Genomic DNA, 24,379 nt, shown 5'->3' with positions numbered 1-24,379 from the left:
ACCGGTTGTCCGATTCGGCGGCGTCGCCGGGTGAACGGCGGTTAACCGCGATTAAAGGCCTTCTGCGGCATGGGTCGGAAGATATGTCCGGGGCCGCGCCGACAAAGCGTATTCTGAAGACGACCGTGGCGGCCGCCGCGGCCGGCGCCGTCGTGCTGGCCCCCCTGTCGCCGCTGGCGCAGGAGGCGGGCCGGTCGCGCGATCCGCTGTCGATCAGCATCGGCCGGAACGCCGAGTTCACCCGGGTCGAGTTCGGCGGCGTGATCGGCGTGCGTTCGCGCGTCAGCCGCCAGGGCGACCAGGTCGTGGTGCGGCTGGGGACCACGGCGGCGCCCGACGTGTCGCGCCTGAAGGTCGATCCGCCCGCCGGGGTCAAGGCGGTCGAGACGCGCCAGATTCGCGCCGGCGCGCGCGCCGGCGGCACGGACCTGGTCATCACCCTGCAGGACGGGGCCGACGCGCGCTCGGGCGTTGCGGACGGAGCGGTCTGGCTGAACCTCTATGCGCCGGGCAAGGCGCCTGAGGGCGGGGACGCGGCCAGGCCCGCGACGACCAACGCCGTCGTGGCCGTCAAGGCCGAGGCCGGCCCCGCCAAGGCCGTGCTGACTTTCCAGTGGGGCGCGCCGGTCGGGGCGGCCGTGTTCCGGCGCGGCGACGCGGTCTGGATCGTGTTCGACACCGCCGCCCGGTTGGACATGAGCGGCGCCAAACAGCTGGGTCCGGCCAAGGACGCGCGCTGGGCGGCGGGGCCGGGCTATACCGCCATGCGGGTTTCCGCGCCGGACGGCGTGGCCGTGGCGGCGCAGGGGCAGGGCGGGACTTGGACCGTGACCCTGGGTGGAACCGCGCCGGCGCCCTCCGGCGTCGAGGTGGGCCGATCCGACGACGGGTCCGCGACCCTGGTGGCGCGGATGGCCGGGGCGACCAAGGCGATCTGGCTGACCGACCCCCTGATGGGCGACCGTTTCGCGGCGGTGACGGCCCTGGCGCCCGGCAAGGGCTACGCCGGGGGGCGGCGCACCGTCGATCTGACCCTGATCCCGACGGCGCAGGGGATGGCGGTGGAGACCAGCGCCGACGATCTGAAGATCGAGGCGGCGGGCGATCTGGTGACGCTGAGCCGGCCCAAGGGGCTGACGCTGTCGGCGCCGTCGGCGGGTCTGGAGAGCGGCGGCGATCATGCGGCCGACGCGCCCAAGCGGGCGGCCTATCCGTCCATGATCGACGAGACCTGGGCCGCGACCGGCCAGGCGGGCTTTTCCGACCGCTACCGGCGGCTTAAGGACGCGGCGGGGCTGGAGACCATCGCGGCGGGCGACGATCCGCGCGCGCCGATCGAGGCGCGGCTGGCGCTGGCGCGGTTCCTGGTCGGGTCGGAACTGAACTACGAAGCCATCGGCGTCCTGAACGCCCTGATCGCAAAGGCCCCCAATCTGCAGGGCGAGCCGGAGGTGCGGGGCTTGCGCGGGATCGCCCGCGTCGGGGTCGGGCGGCTGGAGGAGGCCCAGGTCGATTTCGCTGGCGCGGCCTTGGCGGGCGACCCGGCGACCAGGGTGTGGCAGGGCTATGTCGCCGCCCAACAGGGGGACTGGGAGGGGGCCCGGCGCAACTTCGCCGCCGGGGCCGCGACCATCGACGACTTCCCGCCGGCCTGGCGCGCCCGCTTTGGCGCCGCCCATGCGCTGGCGGCCATAGAGACTGGCGATCTGAACGCCGCCCAGCAACTGCTGGCGCACAGCTTCAGCCAGAAGGCGCCGGCGGTCGATCAACTGACCGCGCGCCTGGTCCAGGCGCGTCTGTTCGACCTGCAGGGCGACAAGGGCCGGGCGCTGGCGGTCTACAAGGCCGTGTCGCGCGCGCCGCTGGACGGGATCGCCACGCCCGCCAAACTGGGCGCCATCGGCCTGGAGATGGACCAGGGGACGCTGAGCCCCGATCAGGCGGCGCAGAAGCTGGAAGAGTTGAAATGGCGCTGGCGCGGGGACGGGACCGAACTGGCGGTGATCCGCAAACTGTCGGACATCTATCTTAATCAGGGGCGCTATCGCGAAGCGCTGGACGCGCTGCGCGGGGCGGGCAAACGGCTGGCGGGCATTCCCGGCGCGACCGAGATCCAGGCCGATCAATCCAACGCCTTCCGCGCCCTTTTCCTGGACGGGGCGGCCGACGGTCTGCAGCCGGTCCAGGCGCTGGCCCTGTTCTACGACTTCCGCGAACTGACGCCGATCGGGGCGGACGGGGACGAGATGGTGCGCCGCCTGTCGCGCCGCCTGATCGACGTGGACCTGCTGGACCAGGCCGCCGAGCTGTTGCAGCACCAGGTCGACGAGCGGCTGGACGGGGTGGCCAAGGCCCAGGTCGCCACCAATCTGGCCACCGTCTATCTGATGGACCGCCAGCCCGAAAAGGCGTTGCAGGCCATTTGGGGGTCGCGCACCACCCTGCTGCCCGCCGCGATGAACAGCGAGCGGCGCGCGCTGGAGGCCCGCGCCCTGATGGACCTGGGCCGGTTCGACCATGCGCTGGAGGTGCTGGACCGCGACCAGTCCAACCCCGCGCGCGAAGTGCGGGCCGACATCTTCTGGAAGCAGCAGAAATGGGCCAACGCGGCGCCGATGTACGAGGCGCGGCTGGGCGACCGTTACAAGATCGCCGGAACGGTGCTGACCCCGGCCGAGGAAAGCTGGCTGATCCGGGCGGGCGTCGGCTATTCGCTGGCGGGCGACCGGGCGGCGCTGCAACGGCTAAGCGGCCGCTACGGGCCGTTCGTGCAGGGCGCGCGGTCGGCGGCGGCGATCCGGGTGGCGCTGGACGACAATCTGTCGGGTGTGGCCGGCGTGGGCGATTTCGCCAATCTGTCCAGCCAGGCGGACACCTTCGTCGGCTGGGTCAACAGCGCCAAACAGGCGTTCAGGAAAGAAGCCGACGCCAAGGCGGCCTGAAATTCAAACGGGCGGAGGCCGCATCGCGATCCCCGCCCGTCGAAGCATTCATGATCCGCAAGGGATCAAAAGGCTTAGCTGTTGACGGCGTCCTTCAGCGGCTTGGAGACGCGGAAGCGCACGGCCTTGGAGGCGGCGATCTTGATGGTCGCGCCGGTGGCCGGGTTGCGGCCTTCGCGCTCGGCGCGCTCGGCGGTGTCGAACACGCCCAGGTTCGAGATGCGGACGTCGCCGCCCGACTTCAGGGTCGAGTGGATGTTTTCGACGATCGCGGTCAGCACCTTGCCGGCGTCGGCCTGCGAGACACCAGCGTCCTTGGCGACGGCGGCGATCAGTTCGGCTTGAGTGGTCATAAGAAGCGTTTCCAGTGTTATTCGCCCGATTCAGGGCGAGGACCGGGCGATCAACACGGATTTCGGCGGGCTTTGCAAGCGCCGATGACGCGGAAAGCCAATCAGGACGGGGATTATCCGGCGCCCGACGCCCGCTGGAAGCTCTCGACCAGGCTGCCGGCGACCAGCCGCCAGCCGTCCACCAGCACGAAGAAGATCAGTTTGAACGGCAGCGAGACGACCACCGGCGGCAGCATCATCATGCCCATCGACATCAGCACGCTGGCCACCACCAAATCGATCACAAGAAACGGAACGAAAAGAAGAAATCCAATTTCGAAGGCCTTCTTCAGCTCGCTGATCATGAAGGCCGGGGTGACGACGCGGAGGGGCAATTCCTGCGCGTTCTGAGGGGGCTGGATATTGGAGAGGCGGGTGAACAGGGCCAGGTCGCCGCGGTCCACCTGGGCCAGCATGAAGGTCTTCACCGGCTCGGACGCCTGATCGAAAGCTTGGGGCAGTTCGATCTGCTGATCCATCAGCGGACGGATGCCCGAATCATAGGCGTCCTGCCAGGTCGGGGCCATGACGATGGCGCTGAGGAACAGCGACAGGGACACCAGGACGGCGTTCGGCGGCGACTGTTGCAGCCCCAGCGCCGTGCGCAGCAGCGACAGGACCACCACGATCCGCACGAAGCTGGTGGTCATGATGACGATGGACGGCGCCAGGGACAGTACGGTCATCAGACCGACCAGTTGCACCACCCGTTGGGTCAGGCCGGCCCCCGATCCCAGATCGATGTTGAGCGCCGATCCCCCTTGGGCCGCCTGCTGGGCCAGGGCCGCCACGGGCCAGGCCAGACAGACCAGGGTGGTGAACAGCGACAGCAGGGCCGCGCGCTTCAGCTCGGCGGCGGCGGGTTTGGCGAAGACCGCGCGTCTCACTGCACGCCTCCCGGCTGGCGCGGCTCGATCAGTTCGCGGCCTTCGCCCAGCAGGATCAGCCGTTCCTCATCGTCGACGCGGACCAGAACCAGGCGGCGGGCGGGGTCCAGGACCAGGGTCTCGACCACCTGGAGCCGGCGCGCGCCGCGCTCGGCGCCGAGCCTGGCCAGCAACTGGGGCGCATAGCGGCGCGCGGCCCAGGCCGCGATCCCGATCAGGCCGAGGGTGAAGGCCAGGCCGAAGACGGCCCGGACAAGATCGAGGAAGTTCATGACGCTGTCGGATCCCGCGCAGTCGGCGCTGTCAGGCGAGTCTTAACCGTCAGGGTTAACGAGGCGTTGAGATAAGGGGTTATTAACCATGCGGGCGGCATTTTCCGCCTAGTGGGCGCATTCCCGCGTCGCACGGGAGATCGCCATGGGCGTGGCAGACATACCGCTGCTGGGACAGATCAAGGGCCGTCTGGGCTGGCTGGACGAACGCCAGCGGGTGATCGCCGAAAACGTCGCCAACGCCGACACGCCGGGCTACGTCGGGCGCGACCTGAAGCAGCCGACCGACTTCGCCGCCGCCATGCGCGCGGGCAGGGGATTGCAGATGGCGCGCACCAACCCCGCCCACCTGGCCCCGGCCGGGACGCCGGTGCGGTTCGATCCGACCAAGGCCCCGGATTCGGAGACTACGCTGGACGGCAACTCCGTCGTGGTCGAGGAGCAGATGCTGAAGATGGCCGAGAGCCGGATGGCCTATGACGCCGCCATCGGCTTCTACCAGAAATCCATGTCCATGATCCGCCTGGCCGCCAAGAAGCCGGGCGCGGGCTGAAGCCGAGAAGGACTGACCCATGCCCGATCCCGTCGCCCCCTCAAACAGCGCCATGGCCGTGGCCGCCTCCGCGCTGAAGGCGCAGCAGTCGCGGATGCGCGTCATCGCCGAGAACATCGCCAACGCCCAATCGACCGCCCGCACGCCGGGCGGGGAGCCCTATCGCCGCCAGGTTCCCGTCTTCCAGGCCCGCGAGGTCGACGGGGCGACGGGGGTGACGCTGGCCGAGGTGCGGCCCGACCAGAGCGACTTCAAGATGGACTACGACCCGTCGCATCCGGCCGCGAACGCGCAAGGCTATGTGATGCGGCCCAACGTCGACACCCTGGTCGAGGCGATGGACATGCGCGAGGCGCAGCGCGCCTACGAGGCCAATCTGAACGTCATCGAGACGGCGCGGTCGATGGACAGCCGCACCCTCGACATCATCAAGCGCTGAGGGACTAGGTCATGAATCCGATGATGGCCGCCAAGGCCTACGCCGCCGTCCAGGGCGGGGCCATGCCGACGGGCCTGTCCGGCGCTGCTGCGGCGCCGGGCGTCGGCGACGGCGGCTTCGCCGATCTGGTCAAGAGCGCCATGACCGACATGGCCCAGCAGTCGCGCGCGGCCGAGACCCAGATGACCCGTTCGGTCCAGGGCCAGGGCAATCTGATCGACGTGGTCACGGCCTTGAGTTCGGCCGAGGCGTCGCTGGAGACGGTGATCTCGGTGCGCGACCAGGTGATCTCCGCCTACAAGGAAATCATGGCCATGCCGATTTGAGGGGATTTGGCTTTTAGGTCCGTCATCCTCGGCCTCGTGCCGAGGATCCATATGCCCGGTGGTTGAAGGCTGACGGGCCGGCGCCCAAGCCTGTGTTTATGGATCCTAGGCGCAAGGCCCAGGATGACGGGGATGTAGAACAGACAGCGATCTCGCCCTCAGAAATACCGTTCCGCGACCCGCACGGTGTCGCCGGGCAGGATGCGGGCGTCGGGCGACAGCGGCTGTTCGGCCGCGGCGCCGGCGCGGCGCACGAACAGGCGGCGGCTGTTGGCGCGATAGGTGAAGCCCTGCGCCGTGGCGACCGCCTGCATCGCCGTCAGCTCCGCCACATAGGGGTATTCGCCCGGCCGATTGACTTCGCCCAGGATGTAGAACGGCCGATAGGTCAGGACCTGGGCGGCGACGCGCGGCTGGTTCAGATAGCCCTGGCCCAGGGCCTCCGCGACGGCGGCCTGGAGCTGGGCGGCGCTGAGTCCCTGGGCCGCGATCTCGCCGACCAGCGGCAGGGCGATGCAGCCCCGGCCGTCCAGAGTGAAGTCCCCGCCCAGCGCCGGCTCTCCGAACACCGCGATCCGCACCCTGTCGGCCGGCGCAAGCCGATAGTCGTCCAGCCCGGGGTCCGAAAAACCGGCCAGGCCGAACGCCAGGGCCAGACCGCCGGCCGCGACGAGGAAGGGGCGCGGCATGGTCGTCTCCCGGATGCACTCGCAAGGCGTGAAATCTATCCGTTCGGATTGTGTCGGTCCAGACGGGAACCGAAGGTCAGCCCTGCTCCGCCAATATCCGTGCGGCCAAGTCCCGCGCCTGGCCGCGCAGGTCGGGGACGGCGGTCATCTCCCAGAAGGCGCCGCGCGTCAGGGGGCCGATGGCGTGAAGGCCGTGGGCCGGTTGGCCGGCCCCGTCCAGCAGCCGGCCGTCGTCGTCGACCTGAAGCCCCAGGCCCAGCGGATCGGGGCGGCCGTGGCCTTTGTTCAGGATGTCGCGGATCATCGGTTCGGCGCTGGAGCCGATGGAGCCGAGCGGGCCGGTGCAGTTGACCACCAGGTCGAAGCGGTCGCGGATGGCGCGGCGGCGCCCGCGCGGACGCCAGGCGACCTCGATCGCCTCGCCGGCCCTCACTTCGGTCAGTTTGCCGGCCAGGACCGTCAGTTCGCCGCCCGCCAGCATGGAATGGATGTCGCGCGCCGCGCCGGGCGACAGGCGGTGGCGATGCACGTCCCACAGCGGCCGAAGGTGGCGCAGGAACCGCCGCCGCTCCGCAGGCGACCAGCCGCGCCAAAGGTCGCGGGCCGAAAGCCTGAGCCGGTCGAAGGCGGCGCGCCAGTCCGTCTCTTCGCTCGCGGCGCGCATCTGGCGCAGGACCTGGGCCGGGCCGCCGGAGAAATCGCCCTCGAACGGCGGCGGCGGCACGGTGGCGTGGGCGCGGGGCAACAGGCCGTGGCGCGACAGGGCGGTGAAGCGCCGTCCCGGCCTTCGCAGCGTCAGGGCCGCATCCACCATGGTCAGGCCCGAACCGATCAGAAGGATGTTGCGCGCCGTCTCGGCCGAGGCCGCTTCCAGCCGCCAGGGGTTCTCAACATAAAGCGGCGAGGCGCGCACCGCCTCGTCGACGCCGGGCGGAGAGGCCGGCTCAAGATTGCCCAGGGCCAGGACCGCCTGGTCCACCATGATCCCGCCCTCGGTGGTGTCGATGCGCCAGCCGTCGCCCTGCCGGTCCAGGCCGCGCGCCTCGGCCCCGACCAGGGTCAGCCGCTCGGGCGCGTCCCTCAGCGTGGCCTCCAGCAGGGCGCGCAGATAGTCGCCGTAGACGCCGCGGGTGATGAAGCCGTCCTGCGCGCGCCACGACGGCTGTTCCGCCAGCCAGTCGGCCAGATGCCCCGGCCGGTCGGGAAAGGCGCTCATATTGTCCAGGCGCACGTTCAACAGGTGCTGGGGATTGCCCGTGTCATAGGCCGTGCCGGGACCGAAGACGCCGCGCCGCTCGATCAACGTCACCCGCGCCCGGCCCGAGGCTTCGAGCAGATTGACCGCCGTCAGCAGGCCGCTGAAGCCCGCCCCCACGATCGCGATATGCGGTCCGTCTCGCGCGGCCATGGGGCCCCCGTCCTGGTTTCGACGCCGCCTGGATAGCACGGCGTCCGGGGCCGATCATGGCGATAAATATCTATCTGACTAGTAGGAAATATGGTTCGTCAGCGGCTGCGACGCGCCGCCCGAATGTCGGCCAGAGCCAGCGGGATCAGGCTCCACGGCTCGATGCAATAGCGGACGAACAGCCGCCGGGGATCGCGGAACAGACGATAGGCCCATTCGATTCCGGCCCTGCCCATCCATCGCGGCGCCGCGCTCTGGACCCCTGCCTCGTAGTCGAAGGCGGCGCCGACCGACAGGACGACGCACGGCGGCAGTCGGTCGTAGTTGTCGGCGATCCACAACTCCTGGCGCGGCATGCCCATGCCCACGAACAGGACGTCCGGTCGGAAATCCGCGATCCGGGCCAGGACGGCCGCGTTCTCGGCCGAATCGGGCCGCGCATCGAAGAAGCCGTGATGCACGGCGATCTCGGCGCAGGGATAGGCGGCCTTCAAGCGCAAGGCCGCCGCCTCGCCCACGCCGGGCGCGCCGCCGACCGAAAGGACGCGCCAGCCCTTGCGGTCCGCCACGCTCCAGAAATGGTCGCGCCAGTCCAGATAGGTGCAGCGGTGGAAACCCCGGCTGTTCAGGCCCATGAGGCGCGAAAAGGCGATCAGGGGCGTGGAATCGACCTCCACCATGTCGGCCCGATCGTAGAATGCGGCCAGGCCGGGGGTGCGGTCCAGCAGATAGAGGCTGTGCAGATTGTGGTTGGCGATCAGGCTCTTGCGGCCCTCGGCCACGGCCTGCTGGATGTGATGCTGGACCTCCTCGGGCCGGACCAGATCGACGGCCTGGCCCAGCAGCCGCACCCGTTCGCTGGAACGCCGCGCCGTGCGGAAGGGGGCGCGGGGCCGGGCGCGCCGCTCGGTCTCGGCCAGGGTCAGAGACGGCTCCGTCATGCGACATCCTTAGACGGCCGCGCCTCAAGACGCGGTTAGAAAACAGGCTTAGCGGGCGTTAAATCGCCGTCGCCGCGCCCTTGCGGCCACGCTTCAAACGTCGTTCGCGGAAGAAATCGCGCAAAGGCGGAAAATCCTTGTTGACCCCGCCCGGAGCCTCCCTTAGAGGTCCGCGCCTTCCCGATGGAAACGCCGCAAGGCGCTGCCGACGGGGCCCAGATGGCGGAATTGGTAGACGCGCTGGCTTCAGGTGCCAGTGGCTTAACGGCCGTGGAGGTTCGAGTCCTCTTCTGGGCACCAGTCAAGTGATTTATCGCGTCGTATTCGCACGATGAATCACTTGACTGGCCCTTCGGGGCCACCGGGCGCCTTCGCGACACCTCCAAAGAACGCTCAGCGCCGTATCGGGTGATGATCGACGGCGTCACAGGCTCGAGATCGTGGCCTGGGCCGCCCGTTGCGGATATGCGTCTTGGTCGCGCCGCTAGCGGCTCACAACGAACGGAAGGTGACGGCTCGCCAAGGCGCCGCTCCGACCTCGGTTGCAGACCGTGAAGCCCGCCCCCTTGCAGTGGCAAGCGCCTGGACGATTGCCCGAACGCGCGTAGCTGGAGCCGCCGCCGTCAAGCTGTGGCGACGCGACGGTGACGGAATGATATGCAGAAGCCTGGACGCCAATGGATCGCTCACCTGACCCGGCTGCCGGTCTGTGCGTCGAAGAGGCGGACCCGGCCTGGCCTCGCAGGGGGAGGCCGATCATTCGCGGGAAAGGGCGTCGGCGATGACTTCGAATGACAGGGGCTCCGATCTGCATCATCAGGCCGGAAGCGCCGCGCCGGTCGCGATCGATCCGGTCTGCGGCATGGCGGTCGATCCTCGGACGGCGCAACACCGCACCCGGCGCGCAGGAGCGGACTATTCTTTCTGCTCGGAGGCCTGCCAGGCGAAGTTCGAGGCCGATCCGACGCGGTTCGCGCCAGATGCTCCGACCTCCAGCGCGGCGTCCCGCGCCGACCCGGCCCCTACGCCGCGCCCCGGGGCCGTCGTCTGGACCTGCCCGATGCATCCGGAGATCCGGCGCGACGCCCCCGGCAGTTGCCCGATCTGCGGCATGGCGCTGGAGCCGCTGGAGCCGACGGTCGAAGCCGGCCTGAACCCCGAACTCGCCGACATGACCCGCCGCTTTTGGATCGCCCTGGCGCTGGCCCTGCCGGTGTTCGTGCTGGAAATGGGGTCGCACCTCGTTCCAGGCCTGCACCATCTCGTTCCCCCGGCGGTTTCGGCCTGGATCCAGTTCGCGCTGGCGACGCCTGTGGTGTGGTGGGCGGGGTGGCCGTTCTTCGCTCGGGCCTGGACCTCGCTGGCCAACCGCAGCCTCAACATGTTCACCCTGATCGCCATGGGCACGGGGGTCGCCTGGACCTACAGCGTCGCGGCGACTTTCGCGCCCGGCGTCTTTCCCGCCGCCTTCCGCGCCATGGACGGGTCGGTCGCGGTCTATTTCGAGGCGGCGGCCGTCATCACCGTTCTGGTCCTTCTTGGCCAGGTGCTGGAGTTGCGCGCGCGCGAACGGACCTCGGGCGCGATCCGGGCGCTGCTCGATCTCGCGCCCCGCACCGCCCGGCGGATCAGCGCCACGGGCGTGGAAGAAGATGTGGCGGTCGACGATGTGGCGATCGGCGACCGGCTGCGCGTGCGGCCCGGCGAGACCGTGCCCGTCGACGGCCGAGTCGAGGACGGGCGCTCGTCGCTCGACGAATCCCTGATCACCGGCGAATCCATGCCCGTCGTGCGCGCCGCCGGCGACCGGGTGGTCGGCGGCACGCTGAACCAGACCGGGGCCCTGGTCATCCGCGCCGAGAGGGTGGGGCGGGACACGACGCTGGCGCGCATCGTCCAGATGGTGGCGGAGGCCCAGCGGTCCCGCGCGCCCATCCAGCGCATGGCCGACCGGGTGTCGGGCTGGTTCGTGCCGATCGTGATCCTGATCGCGCTCGCCGCCTTCGCCGCCTGGGCCGTATGGGGGCCTGAGCCGCGGCTGGCTCATGGGCTGGTCGCCGCCGTCTCGGTGCTGATCATCGCCTGCCCCTGCGCGCTGGGTTTGGCGACGCCGATGTCGATCATGGTCGGCGTCGGCAAGGGCGCGGGGCTGGGCGTGCTGATCAAGAACGCCGAGGCGCTGGAGCGGATGGAGAAGGTCGATACGCTGGTGATCGACAAGACCGGCACCTTGACCGAAGGCAGGCCGGCCCTGGTGCAGATCGTCGCCGGCGACGGCTTCGCCAAGGACGATCTCCTTCGATGGGCGGCTGGGGTCGAAAGGGCCTCCGAACATCCGCTCGCGCGCGCCATCGTGACGGCCGCCGACCAGCAGGGCGTCGCCGTTTCGTCCGTCTCGGATTTCGATTCCCCGACCGGCAAGGGCGCGATCGGCGTCGTCGAGGATCTGCCGATCGTGCTCGGCAACGCCGGCTTTCTCCGGGAGAACGGCATCGACGTCGCGTCGCTGTCGGACCAGGCGGACGCGCTGCGCCAGGACGGCGCGACCGCGATCTTCATCGGCGTCGCGGGCAAGTCGGCAGGCGTCTTCGCCATCGCCGATCCGGTCAAGGTGACGACCGTCGAGGCGCTGGCGGCGCTGCGGGCGGACGGGATTCGCATCGTCATGCTGACCGGCGACCATCGCACCACGGCCGAGGCCGTCGCCCGCCGGCTCGGCATCGACGCGGTCGAGGCCGATGTGCCGCCCGACCGGAAGAGCGCCGTCGTCGCCAAGCTTCGGGAAGAGGGGCGCGTGGTGGCGATGGCCGGCGACGGCGTCAACGACGCGCCCGCGCTCGCGGCCGCAGACGTCGGCCTCGCCATGGGCACGGGAACCGACGTCGCCATCGAGAGCGCGGGCGTGACTCTGCTGGGAGGAGACCTGATGGGCATCGTCCGGGCGCGCCGCCTGTCCCAGGCGACGATGCGCAACATCCGCCAGAACCTGGCCTTCGCCTTCCTTTACAACGCCGCGGGGGTTCCGGTCGCCGCCGGCCTGCTCTATCCGGCGTTCGGCCTGCTGCTCTCGCCGATCTTCGCCGCGGCCGCCATGGCCCTGTCCTCGGTCAGCGTCATCGGCAACGCGCTCCGGCTCAGGGCCTTGAAGCTTTGAGCCGCGGCCGCCCTCGCGCGGCCAAGGCGGCTATCGAACCCGCAGTCAAGAACAGCGAATGCGCGCCACTGCCATGTCGGCCGACGGCGTCGAGTTGTGAAGCAAGGGCCAAGGTCGCCAATGCTTTCTCAGAAAGCCGATCTGTTTCGATGAACCAAGACGGCGTCCGCTCCAAGCGGCCGCCGACCGCCTGAGCCATAATCGTGTCATAAGGCCCGGTGTCTGTTAAGGTGAGCGATCCGCTGTGCCGACGAGGGAAGTAAAGCAATGGATGCCGCCGTCGGAATCTACACACGGATAATGTTTCCCGACATGGCCTCGCAAGCCGATCCGTATCTATCGGATTTGCAGAAGGCTATGCTCGATGCGACGCCCGACTGCATCAAGGTTGTTTCCGTCGATGGCGCGTTGCTGGCGATGAACAAGGCCGGGCGCCTCGCACTCGGCGTTCCCGAGGATTCCGAATTCGGAATGCCCTGGCTTCCGTTGCTTCCAGACGATGTCCATGCCGCCGGCGCCGACGCGCTTCGCACGGCGGCCGCGGGTCAGACAGCGCGCTTTCCGGGCAAGAGCATCTCCCCGGGCGGCACGATATATTGGGACAACCTGCTCACGCCGCTCATCGACGCCGACGGCCGGGTTCTGTCGATCCTTTGCGTATCGCGCGACGTCACGGAAAAGACCTTGCTCGAACGACGGCTCGAAGACGCTGTCAATGGCGAGAGGCTTCTCGCGCGTGAAATGCGGCACCGGATCAAAAATCTGTTCTCCGTCGTGAATGGATTGACCCTCATCGCGGAGAAGGAGGCGGCTTCAGGCAATGCCCCCGAAGCCGCGTCTGGGATTCTTCGAGAGAAACTCGGTGCACTGTCGCGAGCTTCGGATGCGGTTTTCGCCAAGGAAGATGGCGGTGGGTGCGATACCGGCCCCGTGGACGTGGCGAGCGTCGTCCGTTCGGTTCTGGAACCCTATGGCGACCGTTGCACGGTGATCGGGTACAAGGCGTTGGTCCACCGCGACGCCATGACGGCGTTCGCGCTCTTGCTTCATGAGTTGGCGACAAATTCCCTCAAATACGGCGCCCTCAGCAGCGACGGCGACGTCGCGGTGCGTTGGCGGGTTGACGACGGCGAGCTCAATCTGACGTGGATCGAAACAGGTGGCCCCCACATTCCGGCCGCTCCGAAACGTCGGGGTTTTGGAACCGAGATGGTGGATCGTGTCGTGCGATCGGCGCGGGGCGCAATCAGCCGGGACTGGCGCGCCGAAGGGCTCGTGGTCAATCTCCGTTTTCCGCGCTTGGCTCAGGACTAACGCGGACATCCGGTCGTTGATCTCGTCAGCGGCGACGTTCGCAAAGCCAGAAGCGGCTTATGCCACAGCGTCAGGGCCTCCAACGCCGCCGCATGACCCTCATGCGCGGCCGGCGGTCCAGCGGACCCCCGGCTCACTTGGTCGTATAGCCGCCGTTGACGAGAATGGTCTGGCCGGTCATCCACCAGCCGTCGGACACGAGGAAACGGATGAAGGGGACGATGTCCTCGATGTCGGTGAGGCCGGTCCTGGTAAAGGCCGACAGGGCGGCGGCGGTCTTGTGATAGGCGACCGCGTCCTCGCCTTCGGCCGGGTAGAAGAACGGCGTGTCCATCGGACCCGGCCCGATCGCCGTCACCGAGATGCCGCGCTCGCCGAACTCCTTGGAGGCCGCGCGCGTGAAATGCTCGACCGGCGCCTTGGTCCCGGCATAGGCCGCATAGAAGGGCGTGAAGGCGCCCAGCAGCGACGTCACCAGGGTGCAGACCTTGCCGTTGTCGTTGAGGTGCTTGCCGGCCTCCTTGAGGAAGAAGAAGGCGGTCTTCGAGTTCACCGCCGTCATCTCATCATACTCGGCCTCGCTGATCTCGACGATCGGCTTCTTCAGCACCTTGCCGACGGTGTTGACGGCGATGTCCGGCTTGCCGAATGCGGCGATGACGTCGGCGAACAGGGCTTCGACCGCGCCGGCCGTGGTCAGGTCGCCCTGAAAGGCGACGGCCTCGGCGCCGGCCGCCTTGATCGCGGCGACGGTCTCGTCCGCGGCCGGCTTCGTGGCGCCGGTGTTGTAGTGGATCGCGACGGCCCTGGCGCCCTGCGCCGCGAGATCGCGGGCGAGGAGCCCGCCGAGGTTCTTCGCGCCGCCCGCGATGAGGACGGTTTTGCCCGTGATGCTGTGGTCGGTCATGCCTGTCTCCTGCGATGGGCCGGAGTCGCGGCCGACCCGGCGTACCGCAGACTACCGTTCCGATTGTTGTCATAAAGCCGCTCAGTCTGACATGACATGTCGGCCAGATCGAACAATGGAGCCGGCTCCTGGACCGTATCGACCTTTTCAGAACCTTCGTCCGCGTCGTCGAGTGCGCCAGCTTCACCCGGGCGGCGGACCTGCTGGGCATGCCGCGATCGTCGGTGTCGGCCGCGATCCAGGACTTGGAAGCGCGGGTCGGCGCGCGCCTGCTGCATCGCACGACCCGCCGCGTCGCGCCCACCCCGGACGGCGTCACCTTCTACGAGCGCTGCCTGCGCGTGATCGCCGACGTCGAGGAGGCGGAAGGCCTGTTCCGCCAGGAGACGACCGGGCCCAGCGGCCTGTTGCGCATCGACGTGCCTGGACGGATCGGACGGCTGATCATCGCGCCGGCGCTGCCGGAATTCCTGGATCGCTATCCCGGAATCGAGATCAGCCTGGGCGTCACCGATCGCGCCGTGAACCTGATCGAGGACAGCATCGACTGCGTGGTGCGCGTCGGACCCTTGGCCGATTCCGGGCTTATCGCCCGCGCCGTGGGGGAACTTCCGCTGGTCAACGTCGCCAGCCCGGCCTATCTGGCCCGGCATGGCGTGCCGATGCGCCCTGACGATCTGCCATCCCATCTGGCGGTGCGCTACGCCTCGCCTTCAAGCGGGCGGGTGGAGGATTGGGAGTGGGTCGACAAGGGCGAAGTCCGCACCACGCCGATGCGCGGCCGGGTGATCGTCAACAGCGCGGAGGCCTATATCGCCGCCTGTCTGGCCGGTCTCGGCCTGATCCAGATTCCGGCCTATGACGTGAAAGCCCATCTGAAGGCGGGCGAACTGGTCGAGGTGATGCCGGAACACCGCGCGCAATCCCTGCCGATGGCGCTGCTCTATCCGCATCGCCAGCATCTTTCGCGGCGACTTCAACTGTTCGCCGACTGGCTGGACGCCCTGCTCAGGCGCGAGATCCTGTGAGGCTTTCGCCAAAAGCGCCTGCCGCCGCTTTCCTTCCGATCGCGCCTTGGGGTCATGCGCCCTTCAACCCCTTTCCGCCTTGGACGGCGTCTCGCGCCTTCTCCGGTCGGACGTAGATCGATGTGAGTTGCGGAAACTCCGCCTTCAGCGCGGCTTCCATATCCTCGATCAGCGCCTCCGCCTCGCCCATGAGGAGGCGGTCGTCGAAGTCGGCGCTGATGGCGACGAAGACGGCGTCTGGCGCGGTATGGATGGTCCGCACATGGTTGACGGCGGTGATCTCGACGCGCCCTTCGATCATCGACCGGATTTGGGCGATCAGCGCGGGATCGGCGCTTTCGCCGATCAGAAGGCCCTTGGCTTCGCGCGCGAGCAGGACGGCGACCAGCGCCAGGATCAGGCCGATGCCGATGGAGGCGACGCCGTCGATCCGGGGGTCGCCATAGGCGTGACTGGCCCAAACCCCGGCGGCGGCGACGCCTAGTCCAAGCAAGGCCGCGCTGTCCTCGAACAGGACGGTGAAGGCCGCGGGGTCCTTCGACCGGCGGATCGCTCTCCACCAGCCGACGCCGCGCCGCTTGCCGTTGAACTCCTTGACGGCGGTGGTCCAGGAACCGCCCTCGAGCGCGAAGGCGATCGCCAGCACGATATAGTTGATCGCCGGGTCGTGGAGCGGCTCTGGCGCCTGGATGTGCGCCCAGCCCTCGTAGATCGGAACCCCCGCGCCGACCGCGAAGATCAGGATCGCGACCACGAACGCCCAAAAATACAGTTCGCGACCGTAACCGAAGGGATGCGCGGCGTCGGCCGGCGTCTTGGCGCGATGCTGCCCATATAGGAGCAGAACCTGATTGCCGCTGTCGACCAGCGAGTGGACGCCCTCGGTCAGCATCGACGACGAACCGCTGATCGACGCCGCCACGAATTTGGCGACCGCAATGCCGAGATTGGCGGCCAGCGCCCCGTAGAGGACGATGTTCGCCTTGATGTGCGTTGCGCCGGAGGAAGCGGGCGGGCCAGACATGAAATCTCTCCTAGCCATGAACTGCCTTGGGCATGTGTTCAATGGCGCACTTTCGGGGCGGCATGCCGGAAGGCCACCGATTCCGCGACGCCGTTCGCCACGCGCGGCCCGGGGCGGCTTGAGGCCGTTCCGTGAAGGCGGGCGGAAGACGTTCGGCGTCGCTGTAGCTTGTTTCGTCCGCCGCGTTCGCCGTGTAAGAGCCTCAGCATGACCGTTTACCTGCACGAGGGCGACCTGCCCGACGATCTGGACCTGGGGGCCGAGGTCGCTGTCGATTCCGAGACGATGGGCCTGCGTTTCCGGCGCGATCCGCTGTGCGTGGTGCAGCTGTCGTCGGGCGACGGGAACGCCCATGTCGTGCGGCTGACCCGACCCGGCTACGACTGTCCGAACCTGAAACGGGTGCTGACGGACCCGGCCGTGACCAAGATCTTTCACTTCGGTCGTTTCGACATCGGCATGTTCCTGCTGCACCTGGGGGTCGAGACGCGGCCGGTCTACTGCACCAAGATCGCCTCCAAGCTGGCGCGCACCTACACCGACCGGCACGGGCTGAAGGACGTGGTGCGCGAGACGGTCGGGGTGGACCTGTCCAAGGCCCAGCAGTCGTCGGACTGGGGCGCCGACGTCCTGACCCCGGCGCAGCTGGATTATGCGGCCTCTGACGTTCTTTATCTGCATGCGGCCAAGGCCAGGCTGGACCAGATGCTGGCGCGCGAAGGGCGCGCCGATCTGGCCGCGAAATGTTTCGACTTCCTGCCGACCCGTTCGGCGCTCGACCTCGCCGGCTGGGACGAGGACGACATCTTCGCCCACAGCTGAGGCGCGCTTGACCGACCCCGTCGATCCGTCCCGCATCGAGGCTGACGAAGCCAGGGTCGCCCTGGCCGGCGCCCGCTGGCGCGCGCGCTCGCGCCGGGTCAGGCTGTATCGCCGGGTGCTGCCCATCGTCATCCTGGTGCTGGCGGGCGGCGTCCTGACCTGGACCGTGTTCCGCACCGTGATGTCGGGGGTGGAGCGCAAGGCCAGCCAGAGCCAGGAGGTGCGGCTGGACAGCCCCCTGTTCCACGGCCAGGATTCGCAAGGGCGCGCCTTCACCGTCGGCGCCCAAGGGGCGGTGCGCGACCCCGACACCGGCAAGTTCCGCCTGATCGGCCCGGCGTTGAAGCTGAACCTGGGCGGGCGCAAGGTGACGGAGCTGACCGCCGACGGCGGGACCTATGACGAACAGGCCAGGACCGTCGTCATCGGTCCGAATGTGCGGATTTCCGACGGCGGAACCGGCTTCGTCCTGACCACGCCCGAGGCGGTGGTCGACACCACGACCGGAGTGGTGACGGGTTCGAAGGGCGTTCAGGGGGCCGGCCCTCTTGGAACCATCAACGCATCGTCCTATGCCATCTACGATCAGGGCCAGCGCGTGGTGTTCAAGGGCGCGGGCGACAACAAGGTGAAGGGCGTTCTGACGCCCGCGGGTGCAGGCCGATGATGACGATGAAGATTTGCAGCGCTTTGGCGGCCGTCGCGGCCGTGGCGATCGTCGCCCTGCCCGCGGTCGGGGACGCCCAGTCGAACGCCAGCAGCCAGCCGGTGGCCTATGGCGCCGATGCGGTGGAATATGCGCCGAACCGGGTGATCCTGCGCGGCCGGGCCGAGGCGACCCAGGGCGGCAACCGCTTCCGTGCCGACACCCTGACCCTGGTCAGCGGCGACGGCGGCGCTCTGGAGCGGGCCGAAGCGGCGGGAACCGTCTATTTCGTCACCCCCGACCAGTCGATGCGCGGCGACCGCGCCGTCTATAATCTGGGCAGTGGCGAGATCGTGGTGACGGGCGATGTCATCCTGACCCAGGGGCGCAACGTCCTGACCGGATCGCGCCTGGTCTACAACATCAACACCGAGACCGCCCGGATGGACGGGGCGCCGCGCGGCGGCGCCGGCAGCCGCGTGCAGGGCGTCTTCTATCCCAGCGGGAACTGAGGCCGTCCGGCCTCGGGATTGAATAATTTGGCGCGCAAGGAACTCTCCGCCCTGAATCTGGACGACCGGCCGGCGCCCGCGCCCGCGCCCGTCGTCTCGCCTGTCGAAAAGGGGTTGCGGGTCGTGCATATCGCCCGCGCGTTCGGCGCGCGGCAGGTGGTCCGCGACGTGTCCCTGACCGTGCGGCGCGGCGAGGTGGCGGGGCTGCTGGGCCCGAACGGGGCGGGAAAGACCACCTGCTTCTACATGATCACCGGCCTGATCCCGCCGGACTCCGGCTCGATCTGGCTGGACGGCGAGGACATCACCGGCCAGCCCATGTATCAGCGGGCGCGGATGGGCCTGGGCTATCTGGCGCAGGAAGCCTCGATCTTTCGCGGCATGACGGTCGAGAAGAACGTGCGGGCGGTGGTCGAGCTGAATTACCCGCGCGATCAGATCACGGCCGAGACCGATCGGCTTTTGAACGAACTGCATATCGACCATCTGCGCCACGCCCAGGCCACCGCCCTGTCGGGCGGCGAGCGGCGACGGGTGGAGATCGCCCGCGCCCTGGCGGGGCGGCCGTCCTTCATGCTGCTGGACGAACCCTTCGCCGGCATCGACCCGCTGGCCATCGCCGACATCCGCACCGTGATCCGCTATCTGGCCAGCCAGGGCATCGGCGTGCTGATCACCGACCACAATGTGCGCGAGACCCTGGACATCACCGACCGGGTCTCGATCATCTCCAACGGCGCGGTCCTGTTCGAAGGCACGTCGGACGAGGCGGTCAACGACGCCGAGGTGCGCCGGGTGTATCTGGGCGAGAATTACATCTGATGGATGCTTTCGTCATTATCCGGCGAGCGTAGCGAGACCGGGGAACCCAGCGGCGCGCGTGAGCGCGAACCTGTCGCGGGCCAGATCTTCGAACATCTTGCGGCCTGAACATCGCCTTCGCCGCCGCTGGGCCACCGGTATGCCGCGAAGGCGCGGCTTGCCGGAGGATGACGAAAGATAGGCGTGGCCGCGTTCGTCTCGCGTTAACCGATCAGGCGACATTCTGCTCCAGCAAGTTCCGGGCCAGTTTGGCCCAGAAGGCGGGATTCTTCGGACGTGATCGGGCAGAGGTTAGAGGTCAGGCAGGGGCAGGGGCTGGTCATCACGCCCCAGCTGCAGCAGGCGATCAAGCTGCTGCAACTGTCGAACCTGGAGCTGGACGACTTCGTCGAGCAGGAGCTGGAACGCAATCCGCTGCTGCAACGCGAGGAGCCGGAGGGCGAAGCGCCCGAACCGGCCGAGCGGATCAAGGCCGGCGACGGCGAAATGGCGTTCGGCGACGGGGTGGGCGAAGGCTCCGCCGCCGCGATGGACGCTGGTTCCGACGACGTCTATGGCGACGCCGCGCCGGGCGAACGCACCAGCGACCGGATGACCGACGAGGCCCAGCCGGGGCTGTCCGACTGGTCCAGCGCCGGCAAGGGCGGCCAGACGTTCGAGGGCGAGAGCGAACGGCCCGACGCGCACGAGCCGACCCTGTGGGAGCATCTTCAGGCCCAGGCGTCTGCGGCCGGGTTCACGGCGGTGGACCACGCCATCGCCCTGACCCTGATCGACGCGACGGACGAGGGCGGCTATCTGCGCGGCGAACTGGCCGAGTTCGCCGACCGGCTGGGCGTCCCGCTGGCGCGGATCGAGGCGGTGCTGGCCGTCTGCCACGGGTTCGAGCCGACGGGGGTCATGGCCCGGTCGGCGCCGGAATGCCTGAAGCTGCAACTGATCGAGCGCAACCGTTTCGATCCGGCCATGGCGGCCCTGCTGGACAATCTGGAGCTGTTGGCGCGGCGCGATCTGGCGGGCCTGCGCCGGGTCTGCGACGTCGACGGGGAAGACCTGGCCGAGATGATCGCCGAGCTCAAGGCCCTGACGCCGCGCCCCGGCGCGGGCTTCGGCGGCGAGCCGGCCCAGACGGTCGTGCCCGACGTCCATGTCCGCCCCGACCCGGCCGGCGGCTGGCGGGTGGAGCTGAACGCCGACACCCTGCCGCGCCTGTTGGTGGACAAGCGCTATCACGGCCTGGTTCAGGCGGGGGCGCGGTCCGACACCGAAAAGACCTTCGTCGCGGAATGCGCCGCCCAGGCCAATTGGCTGGTCAAATCGCTGGACCAGCGGGCCAAGACCATATTGAAGGTCTCGTCCGAGATCGTGCGCCAGCAGGACGCCTTCTTCGCCTTCGGGGTGGAGTTCCTGCGACCGCTGAACCTGAAGACGGTGGCGGACGCCATCGGCATGCACGAATCGACCGTCAGCCGCGTCACCTCCAACAAATATGTCGCCACGCCGCGCGGGGTGTTCGAGCTTAAATTCTTCTTCACCGCCGCCATCCAGTCGGTGGACGGCGTCGCCGCCCATTCGGCCGAAGCCGTCCGTCATCGGATCAAGACGATGATCGACGGCGAGGGGCTGGAGGGCGACGTTTTGTCCGACGACCGGATCGTCGAGATCCTGAAGGAGGCGGGCGTCGACATCGCCCGCCGCACCGTAGCCAAGTACCGGGAAGCGTTGAGAATTCCGTCGTCCGTTCAGCGTCGGCGGATGTTGAGGACCGTCTGACGGGGCGACCACAAAACGGTGATCCCGATTGACACCAAATCGGGTCGGGCGCGTTCTGTCGACATGCAAGTCCAAGTCAGCGGCAAGCAAGTGGATGTCGGCGAAGCGTTAGGCTCGCGCATCTCCCAGGAACTCGAGGAAGGGGTCGGAAAATACTTCGCCCGCGGCGGCGACGACGCCGAGGTCGTGGTGTCCAAGGACGGCCACGGCTTCAAGGTCGACTGTTGGGTCCGGCTGGCGTCCGGTCAGACCCTGGTGACGACCGGGTTCGGCGGCGACGCCCACTCCGCCTTCACCGAGGCGCTGGATCGGTTGGAAAAGCGGGTGCGCCGCTACAAGCGTCGACTGAAGGACCACCACATCGGACCCAAGGGCCTGTCGCCCGAGAAGACTGAGAACGCCGCCCGCGAAGTCGCCCGCAGCATCGTGCTGAGGGACCCCGACAGCGTCGACGACGAGGTCTTCGGCGATGCGACAGAAAACGACGGTCCGCCGCCCCTGGGCATGGTGATCGCCGAAACCGAGCACGAGATCCGCACCATCACGGTCGGCCGCGCGGTGTTGGAGCTGGACATGACCGGATACCCGGTCGTGCTGTTCCGCAATGCGGCCCACGGCGGCCTGGCGGTGGTCTATCGCCGTCCGGACGGCAATGTGGGCTGGATCGATCCCGAACGAACGGTGGCGGCCAACGGCAAGACCAACGACGTCCAGGCCGACGACGCCCTGGCGGGCGGCGCCGTGAATTGACCGGCCCAGTTTGACTTCGGCGCGGGAGTCTCTAAAGGGGCGCCCGCGCCGTCCGTTGTGCGTAATCGAGGGTTGTCTGATGGACATCGGTGATCTGCTCGCGCCCAAGGGCGTGGTGCTGCGCGGCGGGGCGTCGTCCAAACGCCAGGCCCTGCACGCCCTGTCCGAAGCCGCATCGCACGCCCTGGGGGTTGACGAGGCCAAGGTGTTCGACGCCCTGATGGAGCGCGAGGCCCTGGGCTCGACCGGCCTGGGGTCGGGGGTGGCGGTGCCCCATGCGCGCCTGGCCGAGATCGACCGGGTGATGGCGGTCTTCGTGCGGCTGGACACTCCGGTCGCCTATGACGCCGTGGACGACCGGCCCGTCGATCTGATCTTCGGCCTGTTCGCGCCGCCCAAGGCGGGGGCCGAGCATCTGCGGGCGCTGGCGGCCGTGTCGCGGGCCCTGCGCTCTCCCGAATTGCGCGAACAGCTACGTCAGGCGCGCACGACGGATGCCGTCAAGGCTCTGTTCGTCAAGGACAAGGCGGCGACCGCCGCCTGACCGCCCCTTCGGTCAGTGGACCGAGACGGGCTCCAGCTCATGGGCGACGGCGGCGGCGAAGGCGGTGTCGCGGTCGATCATGACCGCCAGGCGTTCGCCGTCGGCGCTGTGGACGGCGTAGAGCGATTGGCCGGGGTCGATGTGCACGTCCTTCATCTGCACCGCTTCCTCCAGCAGGTCCGACGCCTTGATCTCGCGCACATAGACGAGATCGGGTGCGCCCAGGCCGGCGAAATCTTCCTTGGTCATGGTCATCGGCGTCATTAGGACCGCCTCCTTCGTGTTTTACAACGCCCGGATCGCCGGGCGGTTCGGATGGCCGCCTTTTTCAGCCGGCCGTGATGGGAATCCGCCGCACCTGACGCTCGGCCTCGGGCCGGATCAGGTCGACGTGCAGAAGGCCGTGCTCCAGCCGGGCGCCGGACACCTCCAGCCCGTCGGCCAGGACGAAGCTGCGCAAGAAGCCGCGCGCGGCGATGCCCCGGTGCAGGAAGGCCTGTTCGCCCCGGCCGGCCTCGTCGCGCTTCCCGGCGATGGTCAGCTGGCGGCCCTCCAGGGTGATGGCCAGTTCGTCGGGCGAAAAGCCCGCGACGGCCAAGCTGATCCGCACGCCCGCATCGCCGATCTGTTCGACATTGTAGGGCGGATAGCTCTCGACCGCCGCCTTGGCGGCGCGGTCGATAAGGGCGCGTGTATGGTCGAAACCCAGCAGGAAGGGGCTGTCGAACAGGATGGTGCGCGTCGTCGTCATCTGGGGTCCTTGGAAAAGCGACCGACGAAGGCGTCTCCCGCAATCGGCAAGACGCTCCGTCACAGATGAAGATGGGGGCGGAGGGGGGCGGGATCAACCGTCATGCGGCGCCCTCTCCAGGTTCGAGGCGGCCGGACGGCGTGACGCCCCTAGTGGATGGCTTCGCCGTGCTGGGTGTAGTCCAGGCCCTCGACCTCCTGGTCCTTGCTGACGCGCAGCCCCGTGGTGAACTTGCAGATCATCAGGACGACGAAGGTGCCGACCGCGCTCCAGGCGATGGCGCCCGCGAGGCCGACGGCCTGTTTCCAGACGGTGGCGCCCTCGGCCAGGGCGTTGACGCTGGTGGTGGCGAACAGGCCCGTCAGCAGGGCCCCGACGACGCCGCCGATTCCGTGCACGCCGAAGGCGTCCAGGCTGTCGTCGTATTTCAGCGCGTGCTTCAGCCAGACCGCGCCCGCATAGCAGGCCGGGCCGGCGATCAGGCCGATGAAGAAGGCGCCCTTGGGATCGACGAAGCCGGCGGCGGGGGTGATGGCCACCAGGCCGCCGACGATGCCTGACAACAGGCCCAGCAGGGTCGGGCGGCGGCGGTCGAACCATTCGACGGTCATCCAACCCAGCGCCGCGGCGGCGGCGGCAAGGATGGTGTTGAAGGCCGCGACGGCGGCCAGGGCGTCGGCGGCGCCCGCCGATCCGGCGTTGAAGCCCAGCCAGCCGACCAGCAGCAGGCCGGTGCCTATGGCGCTATAGACCAGGTTGGCGGGAGCCATGTTGTCGCGGCCGAAGCCGTGACGCGGCCCCAGCACCAGGGCGCAGACCAGGCCGGCGACCCCCGCATTGACGTGCACCACCGCCCCGCCCGCGAAATCCAGCACGCCCAGGCTTCCCAAATAGCCGCCGCCCCAGACCTGATGGCAGATCGGCGCATAGACGATCAGGTGCCACAGGCCGAAGAACAGCAGGCTGGCCGAGAACTTCATCCGCTCGGCGAAGGCGCCGGCGATCAGGGCCGGGGTGATGATGGCGAAGGTCATCTGGAAGCTGACGAACAGCAGTTCGGGCAGGCCGGGCAGCAGGCCGTTGGCCGTCTGCATCGTCACCCCGTTCAGGAAGGCCGCCTGGACCCCGCCGATCAGACCGTCGACCGCCGCCGGTCCTTTTCCGAACGACAGGGAATAGCCGACCAGGAACCACAGCACCGAGACGATGGCGAAGGCGGCCGCCGACTGGGCGATGACGCTGATGATGTTCTTTTTTCTGACCATGCCGCCATAGAACAGCGCCAGGCCCGGGAGGGTCATCAAAAGGACCAGGGCCGTCGACGTCAGGATCCAGGCCGTCGCCGCCGGGTCGAGGGCCAGCGGCGCCTGGTGGGCCAGGAGGGCGGGTGCGGCCAAGGCGGGCGCCGCCAGAGCGGGCGACGCCGCGGACGCCGCCCCCGCAGCGAGGAGGGCGGCGAGGACGGCGGGTCGGGTCATGGGTT

Annotated in this window: 25 protein-coding genes and 1 tRNA gene; 15 read left to right on the top strand and 11 right to left on the bottom strand. The window is 68.7% G+C overall.

Features of this window, described 5'->3' with window-relative positions:
* Positions 1 to 125: 125 nt before the first annotated feature.
* The gene (locus tag DI624_RS06100) at positions 126 to 2,942 is read left to right on the top strand and encodes a hypothetical protein (RefSeq protein ID WP_291536698.1); all 2,817 of its coding nucleotides are present in this window, start codon (positions 126 to 128) and stop codon (positions 2,940 to 2,942) included.
* A 74-nt stretch (positions 2,943 to 3,016) separates the two neighbouring features.
* On the opposite strand, the gene DI624_RS06095 is transcribed toward DI624_RS06100, so the two are convergent.
* The 3 genes from DI624_RS06095 to DI624_RS06085 form a co-directional block, all read right to left on the bottom strand.
* Positions 3,017 to 3,295: an HU family DNA-binding protein gene (locus DI624_RS06095; protein ID WP_291536696.1), complete on the bottom strand. Its 279-nt coding sequence runs from the start codon at positions 3,293 to 3,295 to the stop codon at positions 3,017 to 3,019.
* 113 nt (positions 3,296 to 3,408) lie between these two features.
* A complete protein-coding gene (gene fliP, locus DI624_RS06090) occupies positions 3,409 to 4,221 on the bottom strand; it encodes a flagellar type III secretion system pore protein FliP (RefSeq protein WP_291536694.1) in 813 nt (270 codons plus the stop codon).
* Positions 4,218 to 4,493: a flagellar biosynthetic protein FliO gene (locus tag DI624_RS06085; RefSeq protein ID WP_291536692.1), complete on the bottom strand. Its 276-nt coding sequence runs from the start codon at positions 4,491 to 4,493 to the stop codon at positions 4,218 to 4,220. The genes fliP and DI624_RS06085 overlap by 4 nt, the downstream gene beginning before the upstream one ends.
* A gap of 145 nt (positions 4,494 to 4,638) precedes the next feature.
* Here DI624_RS06085 and flgB point away from each other — a divergent pair, with 145 nt between their 5' ends.
* Genes flgB through DI624_RS06070 form a run of 3 tightly spaced genes read left to right on the top strand, consistent with a single transcriptional unit; the run spans position 4,639 to position 5,811 of the window.
* Positions 4,639 to 5,046 carry a flagellar basal body rod protein FlgB gene (gene flgB, locus DI624_RS06080; RefSeq protein ID WP_291536690.1) on the top strand — a complete coding sequence of 136 codons (408 nt, stop codon included), beginning with the start codon at positions 4,639 to 4,641 and terminating at the stop codon, positions 5,044 to 5,046.
* Positions 5,047 to 5,065: 19 nt separating this feature from the next.
* Positions 5,066 to 5,485 carry a flagellar basal body rod protein FlgC gene (gene flgC / locus DI624_RS06075; protein ID WP_291536688.1) on the top strand — a complete coding sequence of 140 codons (420 nt, stop codon included), beginning with the start codon at positions 5,066 to 5,068 and terminating at the stop codon, positions 5,483 to 5,485.
* An 11-nt stretch (positions 5,486 to 5,496) separates the two neighbouring features.
* On the top strand, positions 5,497 to 5,811 hold the full coding sequence (locus DI624_RS06070; protein WP_291536686.1) for a flagellar hook-basal body complex protein FliE: 315 nt from the start codon (positions 5,497 to 5,499) through the stop codon (positions 5,809 to 5,811).
* A gap of 158 nt (positions 5,812 to 5,969) precedes the next feature.
* Here DI624_RS06070 and DI624_RS06065 read toward each other — a convergent pair whose 3' ends face one another.
* The 3 genes from DI624_RS06065 to DI624_RS06055 form a co-directional block, all read right to left on the bottom strand.
* The gene (locus DI624_RS06065; protein WP_291536684.1) at positions 5,970 to 6,500 is read right to left on the bottom strand and encodes a polysaccharide biosynthesis/export family protein; all 531 of its coding nucleotides are present in this window, start codon (positions 6,498 to 6,500) and stop codon (positions 5,970 to 5,972) included.
* A gap of 76 nt (positions 6,501 to 6,576) precedes the next feature.
* Entirely contained in the window at positions 6,577 to 7,908 is a 1,332-nt protein-coding gene (locus DI624_RS06060; protein WP_291536682.1) for an FAD/NAD(P)-binding protein, read from the bottom strand.
* A 98-nt stretch (positions 7,909 to 8,006) separates the two neighbouring features.
* Positions 8,007 to 8,849, bottom strand: coding sequence for a WecB/TagA/CpsF family glycosyltransferase (locus tag DI624_RS06055; RefSeq protein WP_291536679.1), 843 nt, complete (start codon positions 8,847 to 8,849; stop codon positions 8,007 to 8,009).
* A 213-nt stretch (positions 8,850 to 9,062) separates the two neighbouring features.
* Between DI624_RS06055 and DI624_RS06050 the strand changes: the two genes are divergently transcribed.
* From DI624_RS06050 to DI624_RS06040, 3 genes are all read left to right on the top strand, one after another.
* Positions 9,063 to 9,149 (top strand) — tRNA-Leu (locus DI624_RS06050).
* Positions 9,150 to 9,630: 481 nt separating this feature from the next.
* On the top strand, positions 9,631 to 12,003 hold the full coding sequence (locus DI624_RS06045; protein ID WP_291536677.1) for a heavy metal translocating P-type ATPase: 2,373 nt from the start codon (positions 9,631 to 9,633) through the stop codon (positions 12,001 to 12,003).
* Between the two features lie 267 nt (positions 12,004 to 12,270).
* The gene (locus DI624_RS06040; RefSeq protein WP_291536675.1) at positions 12,271 to 13,317 is read left to right on the top strand and encodes a PAS domain-containing protein; all 1,047 of its coding nucleotides are present in this window, start codon (positions 12,271 to 12,273) and stop codon (positions 13,315 to 13,317) included.
* A 133-nt stretch (positions 13,318 to 13,450) separates the two neighbouring features.
* Here the strand turns inward: DI624_RS06040 and DI624_RS06035 are convergent, their stop codons facing one another.
* The gene (locus DI624_RS06035; RefSeq protein ID WP_291536673.1) at positions 13,451 to 14,224 is read right to left on the bottom strand and encodes an SDR family oxidoreductase; all 774 of its coding nucleotides are present in this window, start codon (positions 14,222 to 14,224) and stop codon (positions 13,451 to 13,453) included.
* 107 nt (positions 14,225 to 14,331) lie between these two features.
* On the opposite strand from DI624_RS06035, the gene DI624_RS06030 reads away from it, so the two are divergent.
* Positions 14,332 to 15,252: a LysR family transcriptional regulator gene (locus DI624_RS06030; RefSeq protein WP_314187875.1), complete on the top strand. Its 921-nt coding sequence runs from the start codon at positions 14,332 to 14,334 to the stop codon at positions 15,250 to 15,252.
* Positions 15,253 to 15,304: 52 nt separating this feature from the next.
* Here DI624_RS06030 and DI624_RS06025 read toward each other — a convergent pair whose 3' ends face one another.
* A complete protein-coding gene (locus DI624_RS06025) occupies positions 15,305 to 16,276 on the bottom strand; it encodes a cation diffusion facilitator family transporter (protein ID WP_291536672.1) in 972 nt (323 codons plus the stop codon).
* A 207-nt stretch (positions 16,277 to 16,483) separates the two neighbouring features.
* On the opposite strand from DI624_RS06025, the gene DI624_RS06020 reads away from it, so the two are divergent.
* The 7 genes from DI624_RS06020 (at position 16,484) to ptsN (ending at position 22,145) form a co-directional block, all read left to right on the top strand.
* On the top strand, positions 16,484 to 17,098 hold the full coding sequence (locus DI624_RS06020; RefSeq protein ID WP_291536671.1) for a ribonuclease D: 615 nt from the start codon (positions 16,484 to 16,486) through the stop codon (positions 17,096 to 17,098).
* Between the two features lie 7 nt (positions 17,099 to 17,105).
* Positions 17,106 to 17,765 carry an LPS export ABC transporter periplasmic protein LptC gene (lptC, locus tag DI624_RS06015; protein WP_291536670.1) on the top strand — a complete coding sequence of 220 codons (660 nt, stop codon included), beginning with the start codon at positions 17,106 to 17,108 and terminating at the stop codon, positions 17,763 to 17,765.
* 5 nt (positions 17,766 to 17,770) lie between these two features.
* Positions 17,771 to 18,256, top strand: coding sequence for an LptA/OstA family protein (locus DI624_RS06010; RefSeq protein WP_291536668.1), 486 nt, complete (start codon positions 17,771 to 17,773; stop codon positions 18,254 to 18,256).
* A 27-nt stretch (positions 18,257 to 18,283) separates the two neighbouring features.
* On the top strand, positions 18,284 to 19,078 hold the full coding sequence (lptB, locus tag DI624_RS06005; RefSeq protein WP_291536666.1) for an LPS export ABC transporter ATP-binding protein: 795 nt from the start codon (positions 18,284 to 18,286) through the stop codon (positions 19,076 to 19,078).
* Positions 19,079 to 19,354: 276 nt separating this feature from the next.
* Positions 19,355 to 20,851, top strand: a complete 1,497-nt coding sequence (gene rpoN / locus DI624_RS06000) for an RNA polymerase factor sigma-54 (RefSeq protein ID WP_291536664.1) — start codon at positions 19,355 to 19,357, stop codon at positions 20,849 to 20,851.
* 63 nt (positions 20,852 to 20,914) lie between these two features.
* Entirely contained in the window at positions 20,915 to 21,601 is a 687-nt protein-coding gene (gene raiA, locus DI624_RS05995) for a ribosome-associated translation inhibitor RaiA (RefSeq protein ID WP_291536663.1), read from the top strand.
* A gap of 79 nt (positions 21,602 to 21,680) precedes the next feature.
* Positions 21,681 to 22,145 carry a PTS IIA-like nitrogen regulatory protein PtsN gene (gene ptsN, locus DI624_RS05990; RefSeq protein ID WP_291536662.1) on the top strand — a complete coding sequence of 155 codons (465 nt, stop codon included), beginning with the start codon at positions 21,681 to 21,683 and terminating at the stop codon, positions 22,143 to 22,145.
* Between the two features lie 12 nt (positions 22,146 to 22,157).
* Here the strand turns inward: ptsN and DI624_RS05985 are convergent, their stop codons facing one another.
* The 3 genes from DI624_RS05985 to DI624_RS05975 form a co-directional block, all read right to left on the bottom strand.
* Positions 22,158 to 22,409, bottom strand: coding sequence for a DUF1150 domain-containing protein (locus DI624_RS05985; RefSeq protein WP_291536660.1), 252 nt, complete (start codon positions 22,407 to 22,409; stop codon positions 22,158 to 22,160).
* Positions 22,410 to 22,473: 64 nt separating this feature from the next.
* Positions 22,474 to 22,896: an Hsp20 family protein gene (locus DI624_RS05980; RefSeq protein ID WP_291536658.1), complete on the bottom strand. Its 423-nt coding sequence runs from the start codon at positions 22,894 to 22,896 to the stop codon at positions 22,474 to 22,476.
* A gap of 149 nt (positions 22,897 to 23,045) precedes the next feature.
* Positions 23,046 to 24,374 (bottom strand): ammonium transporter, encoded by a 1,329-nt coding sequence (locus DI624_RS05975; protein ID WP_291536656.1) that lies wholly within the window; start codon positions 24,372 to 24,374, stop codon positions 23,046 to 23,048.
* Positions 24,375 to 24,379: the final 5 nt, after the last annotated feature.

It is taken from the genome of Brevundimonas sp. (genome assembly GCF_003248455.1).
In the GTDB taxonomy this organism is placed as follows: Bacteria; Pseudomonadota; Alphaproteobacteria; order Caulobacterales; family Caulobacteraceae; genus Brevundimonas.
This window is presented reverse-complemented; position numbering and strand designations above follow the sequence as displayed.